15 protein-coding genes are annotated in these 14293 nt (G+C 34.8%); 8 read left to right on the forward strand and 7 right to left on the reverse strand.

Going from position 1 to position 14293, the window contains the following annotated elements; all coding sequences use genetic code 11:
* Nucleotides 1-9 precede the first annotated feature (9 nt).
* The 3 genes from LXH21_RS12645 to LXH21_RS12655 all read right to left on the reverse strand — a co-directional run bounded on the left by LXH21_RS12645 (nucleotide 10) and on the right by LXH21_RS12655 (nucleotide 2249).
* On the reverse strand, nucleotides 10-699 hold the full coding sequence (locus LXH21_RS12645) for an ABC transporter ATP-binding protein (RefSeq protein WP_239866419.1): 690 nt from the start codon (nucleotides 697-699) through the stop codon (nucleotides 10-12).
* A 112-nt stretch (nucleotides 700-811) separates the two neighbouring features.
* The gene (locus tag LXH21_RS12650) at nucleotides 812-1441 is read right to left on the reverse strand and encodes a carbonic anhydrase (protein WP_239866421.1); all 630 of its coding nucleotides are present in this window, start codon (nucleotides 1439-1441) and stop codon (nucleotides 812-814) included.
* A 16-nt stretch (nucleotides 1442-1457) separates the two neighbouring features.
* Nucleotides 1458-2249, reverse strand: a complete 792-nt coding sequence (locus tag LXH21_RS12655; RefSeq protein WP_239866424.1) for an O-methyltransferase — start codon at nucleotides 2247-2249, stop codon at nucleotides 1458-1460.
* 203 nt (nucleotides 2250-2452) lie between these two features.
* On the opposite strand from LXH21_RS12655, the gene LXH21_RS12660 reads away from it, so the two are divergent.
* A complete protein-coding gene (locus tag LXH21_RS12660) occupies nucleotides 2453-4006 on the forward strand; it encodes an SDR family oxidoreductase (RefSeq protein ID WP_239866426.1) in 1554 nt (517 codons plus the stop codon).
* A gap of 147 nt (nucleotides 4007-4153) precedes the next feature.
* Nucleotides 4154-4381 carry a CDGSH iron-sulfur domain-containing protein gene (locus LXH21_RS12665; protein WP_239866428.1) on the forward strand — a complete coding sequence of 76 codons (228 nt, stop codon included), beginning with the start codon at nucleotides 4154-4156 and terminating at the stop codon, nucleotides 4379-4381.
* A gap of 107 nt (nucleotides 4382-4488) precedes the next feature.
* Here LXH21_RS12665 and LXH21_RS12670 read toward each other — a convergent pair whose 3' ends face one another.
* The 3 genes from LXH21_RS12670 to LXH21_RS12680 form a co-directional block, all read right to left on the reverse strand.
* Nucleotides 4489-4929: a hypothetical protein gene (locus LXH21_RS12670; RefSeq protein ID WP_239866430.1), complete on the reverse strand. Its 441-nt coding sequence runs from the start codon at nucleotides 4927-4929 to the stop codon at nucleotides 4489-4491.
* 165 nt (nucleotides 4930-5094) lie between these two features.
* Nucleotides 5095-6957: an ABC-F family ATP-binding cassette domain-containing protein gene (locus LXH21_RS12675; RefSeq protein WP_239866431.1), complete on the reverse strand. Its 1863-nt coding sequence runs from the start codon at nucleotides 6955-6957 to the stop codon at nucleotides 5095-5097.
* A 245-nt stretch (nucleotides 6958-7202) separates the two neighbouring features.
* The gene (locus LXH21_RS12680) at nucleotides 7203-7640 is read right to left on the reverse strand and encodes a hypothetical protein (RefSeq protein WP_239866433.1); all 438 of its coding nucleotides are present in this window, start codon (nucleotides 7638-7640) and stop codon (nucleotides 7203-7205) included.
* A 528-nt stretch (nucleotides 7641-8168) separates the two neighbouring features.
* Here LXH21_RS12680 and LXH21_RS12685 point away from each other — a divergent pair.
* A complete protein-coding gene (locus tag LXH21_RS12685; protein ID WP_239866435.1) occupies nucleotides 8169-8492 on the forward strand; it encodes a hypothetical protein in 324 nt (107 codons plus the stop codon).
* A gap of 2 nt (nucleotides 8493-8494) precedes the next feature.
* Here LXH21_RS12685 and LXH21_RS12690 read toward each other — a convergent pair whose 3' ends face one another.
* The gene (locus LXH21_RS12690) at nucleotides 8495-9448 is read right to left on the reverse strand and encodes a T9SS C-terminal target domain-containing protein (protein ID WP_239866437.1); all 954 of its coding nucleotides are present in this window, start codon (nucleotides 9446-9448) and stop codon (nucleotides 8495-8497) included.
* A 73-nt stretch (nucleotides 9449-9521) separates the two neighbouring features.
* Between LXH21_RS12690 and LXH21_RS12695 the strand changes: the two genes are divergently transcribed.
* From LXH21_RS12695 to LXH21_RS12715, 5 genes are all read left to right on the forward strand, one after another.
* A complete protein-coding gene (locus LXH21_RS12695) occupies nucleotides 9522-10706 on the forward strand; it encodes a glycosyltransferase family 2 protein (protein WP_239866439.1) in 1185 nt (394 codons plus the stop codon).
* Between the two features lie 65 nt (nucleotides 10707-10771).
* Complete coding sequence (locus LXH21_RS12700) at nucleotides 10772-12091, forward strand: dihydrolipoamide acetyltransferase family protein (RefSeq protein ID WP_239866441.1); 1320 nt, start codon at nucleotides 10772-10774, stop codon at nucleotides 12089-12091.
* 344 nt (nucleotides 12092-12435) lie between these two features.
* Complete coding sequence (locus LXH21_RS12705; RefSeq protein ID WP_239866443.1) at nucleotides 12436-13206, forward strand: 3'-5' exonuclease; 771 nt, start codon at nucleotides 12436-12438, stop codon at nucleotides 13204-13206.
* A gap of 64 nt (nucleotides 13207-13270) precedes the next feature.
* Nucleotides 13271-13882, forward strand: a complete 612-nt coding sequence (locus LXH21_RS12710; protein ID WP_239866445.1) for a fumarylacetoacetate hydrolase family protein — start codon at nucleotides 13271-13273, stop codon at nucleotides 13880-13882.
* The gene (locus tag LXH21_RS12715; RefSeq protein ID WP_239866447.1) at nucleotides 13883-14230 is read left to right on the forward strand and encodes an Hpt domain-containing protein; all 348 of its coding nucleotides are present in this window, start codon (nucleotides 13883-13885) and stop codon (nucleotides 14228-14230) included.
* Nucleotides 14231-14293 lie beyond the last annotated feature (63 nt).

Raw genomic sequence — 14293 nt, forward strand, 5'->3', positions numbered from 1 at the left:
AATTCTAAACTAACTTTTGCGGGTGTCGCTTTCGACCAATCCATCTCTTAATCGAATGATTCTATTGGCGTGCTCTGCGATATCTTCCTCATGTGTAACCAATATAACGGTATTACCGTTTGCATGAATTTCGTCAAAAAGTGCCATAATTTCTACAGAGGTCTTACTGTCTAAGTTTCCGGTTGGTTCATCGGCAAGTATAATCGATGGTTTGTTGACCAAAGCTCTAGCGATGGCAACTCTTTGTCTTTGTCCTCCAGAAAGTTGGTTGGGTTGGTGGTCCATACGATCAGCAAGACCTACTTGTGTCAACACTTCTTGTGCTCGTGCTTTTCGTTCTGATTTTATAAAACCTGCATAAATCATTGGTAATGCAACATTGTCAATAGCATCCATTCGAGGCAAAAGATTAAAGGTTTGAAACACAAATCCGATTTCTTTGTTTCGAATGCTGGCCAATTCATCATCTCGCATTTTACTAACATCCTTTCCGTTTAAAACGTAATTTCCAGATGTGGGCGTATCCAAACAACCCAAAAGATTCATTAAAGTTGATTTTCCTGAACCAGACGGTCCCATCAAAGCAACATATTCTCCTTTGTTAATTTCCAAATCAATGCCTTTAAGCACATAAACGGTTTCTTCGCCTAAGGCAAAATTACGCTTGATATTTGTTATTTGTATTAATGGGTTTGCCATTGCTATCGTCTGTTGATGAATTATGATTTCTAGTTTTTAAAAGTACAAAAGACTTTTGAATTATAGAGGAGTTCTGTTAAAAATACAGTTTTGGCCACAAAATAGTTTTGCACTAGTTGCCAATTTTATAGATGGCCATAATATCTTTCAAGATGGCATCAAAGTCAATTTTTAAATCGATAAGTTCTCCTGTATGTATGTCAAAAATCCAGCCGTACACTTTCAAATTTCGTTCGGTATTTGCTTTTTGCACTTCAGCAGTTTTGATGACATTCATGCACTGCTCTTGTACATTCAATTCTACCAAACGTCTGTATTTGGCATCTTCGTCTGTGATAGCATCGAGTTCTTTTCTGTGTATGCGGTACACATCACGTATGTTTCGCAACCAAGGATTTAGTATGCCTAAGTCAGACTGTTGCATGGCAGCCTTCACACCGCCACAACCATAATGGCCACATACCACAATATGATTTACTTTTAAATGCATCACAGCATAATTAATCACCGACATCGAGTTCAGGTCGGTATTGGGTACCATATTGGCAATATTGCGGTGCACAAATACTTCACCAGCTTGCAGTCCCATTAATTCTTCGGCAGAAACACGGCTATCAGAACATCCAATATATAGAAATTCAGGTGATTGTCCTTTGCCTAATTTATCAAAAAAGGTGGCATCTGTTTTTAGTTGCTTGGCTATCCATTGTTTATTATTTTCGAAAATTTGTTCGATATTCATATTCCAGTTTTAATTTTTAGGTTCGAATGATAAAATGCTCTTTGGGCTGTTCTCGTCGAAAGAAAACCAAACCCCATTGGTAAGTATCGATGGTTACAGTAACTTTGGGATGCTGTTTGATTGTCTCCCAAGCAGCTTCCATATCGGCTGACCAATGTATGTCGTCAAAAATCCAAACACTGTCGTTTGTAATGGTGGGAATTAAAAGTTCAAAATAGGCTAAAGTTGCTTTCTCGGAATGATTGCCGTCAAAGTATATGAGATCATAAGAGGTTGCATCTATCTTGTCATTCTTGAGATAAGAATCAAACTGAGTGGTGATACAGTCAACGTGATCGAATTTGAATTGCTGCAACTGATTTTTTGCAACTGCCATTGTATTAGGGCAACCTTCTAGTGTTGTGATTTTCACTTCGTTTTCAGTTAATTTCGATCCCAATGCCAAAGCAGAAGTTGCCAAACCTAGTGAAGTACCAATTTCAAGTATGGATTTAAATTGGAAATAAACTGATATTCGATACAATAATTGGGCACGCTTTACGCTTATTCCCGCTGTTTTAGCAATCTGCGCAACAGCACGCGTATTGGATTTAAAAACTAATGAACCCGCACCAAAGTCAGATACTTCGATTGTGCTTGTGTTTTCCAAAAGAGATTGGCGGTACTTTTCTAAAAGTAAATAATCTTCTTTGGGTTTTTTATCATAGAAACACTTTGTTATCAACGTGAAAACAAAAGGCGAATGTACAGCATGCTCATTTTTTGAATGCCAAAGAAAGGTAAGGTAGGATTTAATTTGAAATAGCATGTTTTTTATAGCTTCAGTAACACAAAGGTACGAATGAAAGTTTGAAATTTTTAGGCTAGTTTTTAAAAATAGATACGAAATAAAGCGTCTAGCACACTTCTTTTTGATCAAATATAATAGTTTGCATCTTTATTTATATGCAACTTAGACCCTTCAAAAAAAAACTATATTTGCGCTCTTAAAATCAACAGTAATAGTTTCGTATGATGATGAATGAAGAACAAATACATGAAGGAGTAATATCATCGGAAGAAATCAGCCGTTGCATTGCCATTCTTTCGCAGCTCAACAGTGATACCGACCAAATATTCGATATTCCGAAAGAGCAGCGTACAGCACTTATCAAAGCGGCTGGGCAGTTTGCGCGACCAGATCGTGACGAACTTTCGCGTCGCAAAAAAGATGGTGCCAAAGCGGCCAAACGCAAACTGGAAAAGCGAGATCGTACAGCACGCAAGGAGACGGGAATACGTCATGCTCGCGAAGCAGCGATTTTTATGGCGCCCAAATTGTTAGCCTATACCGACCTGGCAAGTAAAGAACAACTGGAACTTGAAACTCCTCGTAATTGTTATGTGTGTAAAACATCCTTTACTATGATGCATCACTTTTACGATACTATGTGCGGTGATTGTGGGGACTTTAATTATGCCAAACGTTTCCAAACCGCTAATGTAGAAGGACAGTTAGCAGTAATCACTGGTTCCCGATTAAAAATTGGTTACCACATCACTTTGATGTTATTGCGTGGTGGTGCTACAGTGGTTGCAACTACTCGTTTTCCAGTAGACTCTGCTTTGCGCTTTGCCAAGGAGCCTGATTTTAAAGACTGGGAGGACCGTTTAAAAATTCATGGCTTGGATTTAAGACACATTCCGAGTGTGGAAATTTTTTGCAATTTTATTGAGCAAAAGTACGGTCGACTGGATATACTTATCAACAACGCTGCGCAAACTGTGCGGAGACCTTCTGGGTTTTATACCCACTTGATGGAAAATGAAGAGCGTCCCATTGCAAATTTACCACAACAAGCGCAAACTTTATTATTGGATCACTTGAATTGTTTGGATGAGTTGAAGGTATTGACTTCTAGCATTTCTTCAAATCAAAATATGCCCGTAACTTGGCATGGACCAGAACCCGGAATCGGCTTGAGAGCTTCGGCTCAGTTGTCTCAGATTCCGTATTCATTTGATAAAGCTTTAGTGGCCAATGAAGTTTTTCCAGAAGGAGAACTAGATGCCGATTTACAACAAGTTGATTTGCGTAAAACAAATAGTTGGCGCTTAAAATTAGGACAAATTGAGACCACAGAAATGATTGAAGTGCAACTGGTTAATTCTGTAGCACCATTTGTTTTGTGTAATCGTTTATCCGAATTGATGAAGAAAGACAACACGGGTCAAAAACACATTATCAACGTTTCGGCGATGGAAGGAAAGTTTTACCGTGATTTTAAAGAAGCCCGCCATCCTCATACTAATATGGCAAAGGCTGCCCTGAATATGTTGACACATACAGCGGCGGGGGAATTGGCCAAAGCTGGAATCTTTATGAATGCCGTTGACACTGGTTGGGTCACAGATGAAGACCCAGCAGAATTGGCGAAAAGAAAACAAGAACAAGAAGATTTTCAGCCGCCACTTGATATTGTCGATGGAGCTGCTAGGGTTATGGATCCGTTGTTTGAAGGTATCAATACGGGTAAACATTGGAGTGGGAAATTCTTAAAAGATTACGGACCAATTGCTTGGTAGTTTTTTAATTTTCGAAAATAAAGGTCATATTTTTTATTAAATAATAATGGGTATAAATAAGCTTTTAATCCCTTTAAAAGTGCAATGACCGCTATTATTTTAGAATTAAATTGCAATCTTTGGCTTGGAAAAAAAAAACTAAAGAATATGAGCAAGACAAAATTAACAATCAATAAAAATGGTTCTATCAAAGTCGAAGGGGATTTTGAGATAGTAGATAGTGAAGGAACAGTATATGGATTAGAGGGAAGAACAGCATTAGGACTTTGCCGTTGTGGATTATCTGCAAACAAACCTTTCTGCGACGGATCTCACCGCAATACTTTTGATCACGAATCAAAAGCATTCGATTTACCACCAATGAAAACCAAATAAGATTTTTAGAAAATAGAAAAAGCTGCATTTTTAAGGAATGCAGCTTTTTTTATAATCCTCATGTATGTAAATCAAATCTACATTGATGATAAATTGCATTACAAATTTTATCCGAAATTTTTATATTTACTGTTTTTTGTATGCAACTCTTCTACAAAAGACTCATAATTTAAAATTTGCTGTTCAGATTCATTTTTAAAATGTTCAACAGTTTCCTTAACATTATCTTCATAAGAATAAAGTTTTTTTCTTAAATCAGAATTTCTTGAAAATTGAAAAATAGAATTCCCTACAAAAATAAATAAGGTAAATAATATAAGACCTTGCTGACTGTCATTTTGAGAACTATTATTATTAGCTATTAGAAATAGTAAAAATGGCACGGCAAAGCAAATGTAAGTTCCTATTTTGTGACTGCGATCCGATTTTTTAAATTGACCAATATCAGTTAAAAGTTCTGAATATTTTTGAACTTTAGTATTTAATCGTTGTATTTTAAATAGTTTGTAATTTCGAATTTCTTCATTAATTTTCTCTGTATCGGTCATAGTAGGTAGGTTTAAATATATTTGGGATTGATTATATCAATGTAAATATAACTGATTAGTATTACAAAACAAACCCTAAGACTTTTTAGTAGTTTAACTAATAAAGTTTTAGGGTTATGACTATATAATGATAATATATTGTTTCTACTTAGATAAATTGCAAATTTACCCCTCCATCTTAGCGCTCAATTCGAACCATCGTTCTTCCTTGCTTTCCATTTTATTGATAAGGTTTTGCAGTTCATTTCCTTTCTTCTCGATATCGGCATCGCTTACTTTTCCGTCTGAGAATAATTGTTCAATTTTTACTTTCTGTTCTTCAAGGTCTTTAATTTCCTTTTCTATTTTCTGAAATTCTTTTTGCTCGTTAAAAGATAGATTTCCAGTAGGATTTTTTTGCTTCCATTCTTTTTTCTCTGCTTTGTTATCTTCTTTTTGAGCAACGTCAGAACTGTCTTCGTAAGCTCTAAAGTCAGAGTAGTTACCTGGGAAATTTTCAACAACTCCTTGACCTCTAAAAATGAACAAGTGATCTACGATTTTATCCATAAAATAACGGTCATGCGATACTACCAATAAACATCCAGGATAATCTAAAAGGAAACTTTCAAGTACATTTAAAGTAACGATATCTAAATCATTGGTAGGCTCATCCAGAATTAAGAAGTTAGGATTCTGAATTAACACCGTACATAAATACAAACGTTTCAATTCACCACCACTCAATCGATCTACAAAATCATACTGTTTTTTAGCATCAAAAAGAAAACGCTCCAATAATTGGGAAGCCGAAATCATTCTTCCTTTCATCAACGGAATAAATTCTCCGTACTCCTTAATCACATCAATTACGCGTTGTCCCGGTTTTGGATTGATTCCGCTTTGGGTGTAATAACCAATTTTTATAGTTTCACCCACGACCACTTTTCCAGCATCAAGCGGTAAAGTACTAGTTAGTAAATTCAAGAAAGTTGATTTACCGGTTCCGTTCTTTCCTATAATTCCGATACGTTCTCCCGGTTGAAAGTCAAAACTAAAATTGTCCATGATCACGTGATCTTTGAACTTTTTAGAGATTTTATGGAGTTCAATAATTTTATTCCCCATGCGCTCCATATTGATTTCTAGCTCTACCTTGTTCTCACGACGGCGGCTTTGTGCTTTTTCTTTAATGTCATAGAAATCATCTTGACGCGACTTAGATTTGGTTGTTCTCGCTTTTGGTTGACGACGCATCCATTCTAATTCTTTTACAAAAAGATTCTGTGCTTTATCTACACTAGAATTTTCTGAAGCAATACGCTCTTCTTTTTTCTCTAGATAGTAAGAGTAATTTCCTTTGTAACTGTATAATTTTCCATTGTCCAATTCGATGATTTCATTACAAACACGCTCCAAGAAGAAACGGTCGTGCGTCACCATAAACAAAGTAATATTTTCTTTTGCAAAATAAGATTCCAACCATTCGATCATCTCCAAGTCTAAGTGGTTGGTAGGTTCATCCAAGATTAATAAATCAGGACGATTGATCAAAATAATAGCCAAAGACAAACGCTTTTTTTGCCCTCCCGAGAGACTTTTTACTTTCAGTTTAAAATCTTCCAGTTTTAATTTGAACAAAATTTGTTTGTATTGGGTCTCAAAATCCCAAGCATTGTGTTGGTCCATTCCGTCAAAAGCCTTTTGGTAAGCTTCTTCATCCTCAGGGTTTTCTAATGCTTTCTCATAGGCTTCGATTACTTTCAGTGTTTCATTATCTGAAGCAAAAATACTTTCTTCGATCGTAAGCTCGTCTTGCAAATTATTATTTTGTGACAAGAAAGCCATTTTAATTCCTTTTCTCAAAACAACTTGACCCGTATCTGGCTCATCAAGTCCATTGATGATGCTCATGATGGTTGTTTTTCCAGAACCATTTTTGGCTATAAAAGCAATTTTTTGGTCTTTGTTAATTCCAAAGGAAATGTCTTTAAAAAGGGTTCTTTCTCCAAAAGATTTCGATATATTTTCAACTGATAAGTAATTCACTAGAGTAATTTTTTTTGCAAAAGTAAGCTATTCAGTTGTAAAAAGAGAATTCAAGGAAGAATAGAGAGAGGAGTTATCGCCAAAGCGGATAAGTCGCCCTAATTTTTAGTAATCTTTTGCTAGCAGTTTTATCAATTTCAAATCAAATAGGTCATAAAAAAAAGCATACCATTAAAATAAAAGACACTCTAAAAGTTGATCTGATATTTTAATGATATGTAGGTGAAAATTACGTTTTGACTATGTTATTTCTTTCGATCTAATAAGGAAAGAATTGCGGCTGTCGTTAGTGCACCCGCCACATAGTAGCTAATAGTTAGTGCTTTGGTTACCAGTGATTTTGCCACAGGCTCGTCATTAAGTCCCATTTTGTTAGGTAATTTAACTGCTCCAACTCCAGCCATAAGTCCAGATGATGCTGCAGTAGACCAAAGTTTGTTACCTCTGTTATTGATCAAACTATAATACAAAGTATTGCTAATTATATCACTTACAAGAGCACTTCTATATAGTGAAGTACTATCTTTAATTTCCATTCCCAATAGGGCTGATGTTTTTAACACCGCTTCTTCGCCAACAAGATCAATTTGAGGCATTTTGTTATCTAATCCTTTCAAGGATTCGTTTAAAATGTTCAACACTAGTGCTCCTCCCAAACCAGCTATTATATTATTAGTTATCATATTTTCTATTTATTAAATTAAGTAGTAATTATAAAATTGACCGATGCTTGGATTATTGTTGTGTGACTAATTCCCCTTGAACAGTGGAGACGTAGGCTTTTTTATGCATGCCCGAACGGGTGGAAAGGACATGCGCCGTTACAGCTACTTCAACAACCTGACTACCCGTGACCTTCGTTGCAACAAGCATCGGTTCAATTTAATATGTAGTTCTAGTAAGAACGGAATCAAAATTTAGTTTTTACTTTATTTTTGTTTTTAATACTTAAAAATTGATTGCTAAAGATTTGCTTAAATTTTGAATGATAAAATTATAAAGGAAGTAGGTATTTCATTTTATAGAATTTTTAAATTAATTTATATTATTTAAATAGTGCACAAAATATTGGTAACTAATTGATTTAGAATTGATGTTGTAGTAATTTTAAAATCTTTGAGGAGAATGATATAATATAAAGGAGGAATTAATTCGGAATTTTACATAACACAATATTGGATAAAATTAGTAACAAATAAAATTACCTTATTATGGAAAATTCACAAAACAACAATTACAACGATAAAGACAGTTTGATCGAAAAACCAGATATTAAAAAAGAACCTATATCTACGCACGATGCTGGTTTAACCAATGAAAACGAAGAGCTTTATTCAAATCCAGAGAAGGATGGCCCTAAGAAGGCACATTTTACTAAAGGCGAGAAGGCTCTAGAAGATTCGAAAGATAATGATGCCGATGGCGTGGATTACTTTGTAGATGAAGAAGATATTTTAAATTCACAGAATTCACCTGAAAAAAGGAACAGCCAAGATGCATTTGATAAAGAGTATGGAAAAGACTCAATAAAGTAGTATCAGTTTGCTAGATATTGAGTCAGATCAATTCGGTGCATTTGCTGCGGAGTATTAAATAGCGGCTTTCTAACGGTTTTTTCATTAGTAATATAATAGCTAAAACCATTGGGAGTCGCTATTCCTTCTACTTGGTGAAAGGGTAATTTTAATTTGACTTTCCGCTTATTTCCAGAGAAAAAATGTACATCTCTATAATCATATAGTAGAAATACAAAGGGTTGTAATAGTTTAGAGTAAGCTGTTAGCGCAATCAGTTTCGTTTGGCTATTGTATGTTGCTCCTGTTACCAAACCTTTAATGTTGTATGTTTTTACGGCCTTCGCTATATAAGTTCCAGGTACTTTGGGTACAGTATAAACTGTGGTTTGTAAATCTTTATAATGTTTGGTAAATAAATAAATACTATCCTCTAAAACAATAAAGGCTTCACAGTCAAAATTTGTTTTGTTAGGTTGCTCAGGAGACAGAAGCAATTGGTCTTCGTAGTTAAACGTAATGGTATCAATTTTTGCAGCACCAGTTTCAAATTCATTTTTGGATAATCGTAAAATTTTGAGGTCATTGCGATTTCCCGAAATATTATTTCCAAAATCGCCTAAATAAATATAGTCTTGATCTTGACTGATTTCTTCCCATTCTTTATTTTTTAATCCATCAATAACAATTTTCCTTTTAATTACCCCATTTTCATCCATTCCGTAAATGTTAGTATCTGCATCATCGTTAATTGTCCAGAATAGAGAATCAAAATATAGTAAACTAGAGTTCTCAACCAATGAATCACTAAGTTCTACTGAAAATTCAGGTTTAATTTTAGTTCTTTTATAACGGCAACTACCGTCATTTACAGTAGCTTTTGGATTATAATTTTTTGACAAAGGATCTGTGCAACCCGAAATTTGGCTCCATGAACATGTGACGCATACTAGGAAAATGAAAAAAGTAAATCTCAAAACCTTTTAATTTTAATATCAAAAGTACTTCAAAAATAGTTTACGAGATATTTTAACTCATTATATTTGTAGTATGCAGTTATCAGTGGTCATACTCAATTATAATGTTCAACACTTTTTAGAACTTTGCCTTTTAAGCGTGCAATCTGCTATCGAAGGTTTAGATGCAGAGTTAATAGTTGTTGATAATAATTCGCCCGATGACAGCTGCGACATGGTAAAAAGAAAATTTCCAAATGTCATATTAGTAGAAAATAAAGATAATGCTGGTTTTCCAAAAGGCAATAACATAGGAGTTGCCATTGCCAAAGGAGCGTATGTTTGCATTCTCAATCCGGATACCGTTGTTGCTGAGGATACATTTATTAAAGTACTGGCATTCGCCGAAAGGCAAAAAGATCTAGGAATTGTAGGAGTGAAGCTCATTGATGGCGTTGGTAATTTCTTACCAGAAAGCAAACGTGGTGTTCCAACTCCTTGGGTTGCTTTTACCAAAATAGCAGCCTTGTACAAATTATTTCCAAGAGTAAGTAGCTTTGGTCAGTATTACGCAAGCCATATAAATGAAAATCAAACGGGTAAAGTAGCGATTTTAGTAGGTGCTTTTATGATAATGAAGCGACAATTGTATCTCGATATAGGTGGTTTTGACGAAGATTGCTTCATGTATTCAGACGATATAGATCTGTCCTACATGGCTTTGAAAAAGGGGAAGACCAATTTTTATTTTCACGAAACGACGGTTATACATTACAAGGGAGAGAGTACGGTCAAGGATGGCACCTATATGAAGCGGTTTCAAGAGGCTATGAATTTTTTCTATAAAAAACATTTCAGGGTTTCGATACTATTTTCTTTATTTATGAAGATCGGAATTTTGTCTTTTTCGATAATAAAAAGATTTCAAGGTAAAGATCGAAAGCATAAGGACAAAGATCATTTTATTTTATTTTCGAAAAATAGAAGTTTGGTAGAAAGTATTGAATCAGTAGTTCAAAAGAAAATCGATTTTCGAGATTTAGAAGCAAACAGTTTATTGCTTTCAGGCGTTAATCACAGTATTTCGGGAACAGAAATCATACTAGACAATCATTTTATTTCGTTTAAAGAATGTATTGCTTTTATGGAATTGTTAAAAAGTTACAAGTTTACCTTTAAAATACTACCAAAAAACACCAATTTCTTAATAGGAAGTGACAATTCTAATGAAAGGGGAACGGTGTTAAAGATTGAGTATAAAATGCATAATATGAAATGATTGTTTTAAAAAATCACTAATTTCGCAAACAAATAATAAAACGACACCTTTTTAGGTTAAATGATATGGCAAGATTTGAATTAAAACTTCCTAAAATGGGAGAAAGCGTCGCAGAAGCAACTATTACTAACTGGCTAAAATCCGTTGGTGATAAAATCAATGCTGATGAAACCGTGGTTGAAGTCGCGACAGACAAAGTAGATAATGAAGTTCCTAGTGAAGTATCCGGAATCTTGGTCGAGCAACTTTTTGATAAAGATGATCTGGTACAAGTGGGTCAAACTATTGCAATTATTGAGACAAGTGAAGGCGATGATACTGATGTTGAAGAGGAACAAATTGATCCTGCTATCATTGCTGAGGTAGAAAAAGCAGTTGAGGTAGCCAAAGAATCGGTAGTACCTCCCGTGGACTTTGCTGGTTCGGATAAATTTTATTCACCACTAGTCAAAAATATAGCAACTACTGAGGGCGTGTCTATAGAAGAGTTGGAAACAATAAAAGGTACCGGAAAAGATGAGCGAGTAACCAAAGACGATATTTTGAATTATGTTCAAAATCGTGCTGGTAAAAGTGCGCCAGTAGCAGCAGCAAGAGAAACAGCAGCACCAGTAAAGAAAGCGCCAGTTTCTGCAACAAAAGAAGTGTCAAAAGCAGCTCCTGTATCTGTAAGTGGCGAGGATGAAGTTGTAGAGATGGACCGCATGCGAAAATTGATTTCGGGTTATATGGTAGCGTCTATTCAAACTTCTGTACACGTGCAATCGTTTATCGAGGTAGATGTGACCAACATTGTGAAATGGCGTGACAAGCATAAAACTGAATTCGAAAAAAGAGAAGGAGAGAAGCTAACTTATACGCCCATATTTATGGAGGCAGTAGCGAAAGCCTTAAAAGATTATCCAGGAATGAATGTTTCTGTTGATGGTGATTATGTTATCAAAAAGAAAAATATCAATCTCGGAATGGCAGCAGCTTTGCCAAATGGTAACTTGATTGTGCCTGTGATCAAAAATGCGGACCAACTTAATTTGGTAGGCATGGCAAAAGCCGTAAATGATTTAGGAAACCGTGCAAAACAAGGCAAGTTGAAGCCAGATGATACCAAAGGAGGTACTTACACAGTGACAAACATAGGTTCGTTTGGTAGTGTTTTTGGTACGCCGATTATTAACCAGCCGGAAGTTGGAATTCTAGCGCTAGGAGCTATTCGCAAAGTTCCTGCAGTAATTGAAACTCCCGATGGTGACTTTATAGGTATTCGTCAAAAAATGTTTTTAACACACAGTTACGACCATCGTGTGGTTGACGGTGCGCTTGGTGGAATGTTCGTAAAGCGCGTAGCCGAATATCTCGAAAAATTTGATATTTCTAGAAATTTCTAGGACAATAACAATAGCATACAAACCCTCAAATCAATTTGGTCTGAGGGTTTTTTATTTGTTGTAAGAACTAAATTTTTATTTTGGGCGCATCCCGCAGAAAAAGCGGGACCGGGCTATGGGTTACAATCTTTTTTAGGGCAAAAAAAGCCCAAAAAAAGGATTTTCACTTCTATCCCTTTCGCAGAGGCAAACTTCATCATAGAGGGCATATTGTTGTATTTTTTTAAAATATATTTTAGGATGCGTTTGTTTTTTCTATCTCCCAAAAAATAATTAAACTACTCCAAAAGCCTACGATTTTACACTTAAAAAATTTATATTTGTAGTTCATACAAAAAAATAAAATGGAATTAAAACTCAACAGGCCAATTTGTTTCTTCGATCTTGAGACCACCGGAATTGATATAGGTAAAGATAGAATTGTAGAAATTTCGATATTCAAAGTATATCCAAACGGAAATAAAGAAAGCAAAACGTGGTTAGTCAATCCAACTATTCCAATTCCCGCAGTAACAACCGCTGTGCACGGAATTACAGACGAGAAGGTAGCTAATGAACCAACCTTTAATGAACTGGCTTCGCAGGTATACGCAATGATAAAAGACAGTGACTTAGGTGGATTTAATTCCGATCGTTTTGATATACCATTATTGGCTGAAGAATTGTTGCGTGCAGGAGTAGATTTTGATATGAAGAATAGAGTGTCTGTAGATGTTCAAACTATTTTTCATAAAAAAGAAGAGCGTACTTTGAGTGCTGCTTATAAATTTTATTGTGGTCAAAGTTTAGAAAACGCCCATTCTGCAGAAGCAGATACTATGGCAACTTACGAAATTTTGAAATCGCAGTTAGATCGTTACGATGATTTAGAAAATGATATCAAATCTTTATCTGAATTTTCGACACGTAAAAAGATAGCAGATTTTGCAGGAATGATTGCATTTGATAAAGATGGTGAAGAGATTTTTTCATTTGGTAAACACAAGGGAGTCAAAGTAGATAAAATTTTAGAAACAGAACCTGGTTATTTTAGTTGGATTCAAAATGCAGATTTTCCACTGTATACCAAAAAAGTGTTAACTGCAATAAAATTGAGAAAGTTAAACACAAAATAAGTTAGTAATCTCAGTCGGTAATAAAGATTTTCTAACTGAGAATGAAAATTTTAAACTTTAAATTATGAAGATAATCTGTGTTGGTCGCAATTATGTCAAACATATTGAGGAATTGCAAAATGAACGCCCTACAGAACCAGTGATTTTTATGAAACCCGATTCGGCGGTTTTATTGAAACAACACCCTTTTGTCATTCCAGAATTTTCTGAAGATATTCATCATGAAATTGAATTGATTGTTAAAATCAATAAAGTTGGGAAGTATATCGATGCAAAATTTGCACACAAATACTATGACGAAATAAGCGTCGGAATAGATTTTACGGCCAGAGATTTGCAAGCTAAGCTAAAAGCAAAAGGATTGCCTTGGGAGATTGCTAAAAGCTTTGATGGTTCGGCAGTTATTGGAGATTTTTTGCCTAAAAGCCAGTTTAGTTCCCTAGAAAATATTACATTTGAATTAACTAACAATAATAGTACTGTACAAAAAGGAAATTCGAATTTTATGTTGTGGAAAATTGATGAACTTATAGCATACGTTTCACAATTTTTTACCTTGAAGATAGGAGATATTATTTTTACGGGAACTCCAGAAGGGGTAGCTGCAGTAAAAAGTGATGATGTCCTAGAAGGATTTCTAGAAGGTCAGAAACTATTTAGAATACAAGTAAAATAAATGGCTTTACACTACAACCTTTCCAAAGTTTACGAACTTTCAGATAACGATCAAGATTTTGTAAACGATGTTTTAACATTATTCGTTACAGAAGTTCCTGAAGATTTATCCCAAATAAAAGAAGGGATAAAAAAGAAAGATCATAAACATGCGTACGCCTACGCACATAAAATAAAACCAACCTTAGATTTATTGGGATTAAATGTTGCTTTTGAAGAGATTCTTCAAATTGAAGCATGGACCAAAGAAGAGGGGAAGAAAAAAGATATTATTGATACTTTTAAAAGCGTTAGAAAGCAAGTAGAAGATGCGATAAAGGAAATTAATAAAGATTTTAATCTACCGTAAGGTTGTTGAAATTAGATTAAGAATTATGTAAATTCAACATTTAATTAAATATTAAGTGTTGAA

It is taken from the genome of Flavobacterium algicola (assembly GCF_022399565.1).
GTDB classification, from domain to species: domain Bacteria; phylum Bacteroidota; class Bacteroidia; order Flavobacteriales; family Flavobacteriaceae; genus Flavobacterium; species Flavobacterium algicola.

Excerpts from the sequence above, each read along its gene's own strand:
- LXH21_RS12695 (WP_239866439.1), top strand. The coding sequence starts at position 9,522 with ATGCAGTTATCAGTGGTCATACTCAATTATAATGTTCAACACTTTTTA.
- LXH21_RS12680 (WP_239866433.1), bottom strand. The coding sequence starts at position 7,640 with ATGATAACTAATAATATAATAGCTGGTTTGGGAGGAGCACTAGTGTTG.
- LXH21_RS12670 (WP_239866430.1), bottom strand. The coding sequence starts at position 4,929 with ATGACCGATACAGAGAAAATTAATGAAGAAATTCGAAATTACAAACTA.
- LXH21_RS12645 (WP_239866419.1), bottom strand. The coding sequence starts at position 699 with ATGGCAAACCCATTAATACAAATAACAAATATCAAGCGTAATTTTGCC.
- LXH21_RS12700 (WP_239866441.1), top strand. The coding sequence starts at position 10,772 with ATGGCAAGATTTGAATTAAAACTTCCTAAAATGGGAGAAAGCGTCGCA.
- LXH21_RS12710 (WP_239866445.1), top strand. The coding sequence starts at position 13,271 with ATGAAGATAATCTGTGTTGGTCGCAATTATGTCAAACATATTGAGGAA.
- LXH21_RS12705 (WP_239866443.1), top strand. The coding sequence starts at position 12,436 with ATGGAATTAAAACTCAACAGGCCAATTTGTTTCTTCGATCTTGAGACC.
- LXH21_RS12665 (WP_239866428.1), top strand. The coding sequence starts at position 4,154 with ATGAGCAAGACAAAATTAACAATCAATAAAAATGGTTCTATCAAAGTC.
- LXH21_RS12685 (WP_239866435.1), top strand. The coding sequence starts at position 8,169 with ATGGAAAATTCACAAAACAACAATTACAACGATAAAGACAGTTTGATC.
- LXH21_RS12655 (WP_239866424.1), bottom strand. The coding sequence starts at position 2,249 with ATGCTATTTCAAATTAAATCCTACCTTACCTTTCTTTGGCATTCAAAA.
- LXH21_RS12660 (WP_239866426.1), top strand. The coding sequence starts at position 2,453 with ATGATGATGAATGAAGAACAAATACATGAAGGAGTAATATCATCGGAA.
- LXH21_RS12650 (WP_239866421.1), bottom strand. The coding sequence starts at position 1,441 with ATGAATATCGAACAAATTTTCGAAAATAATAAACAATGGATAGCCAAG.
- LXH21_RS12715 (WP_239866447.1), top strand. The coding sequence starts at position 13,883 with ATGGCTTTACACTACAACCTTTCCAAAGTTTACGAACTTTCAGATAAC.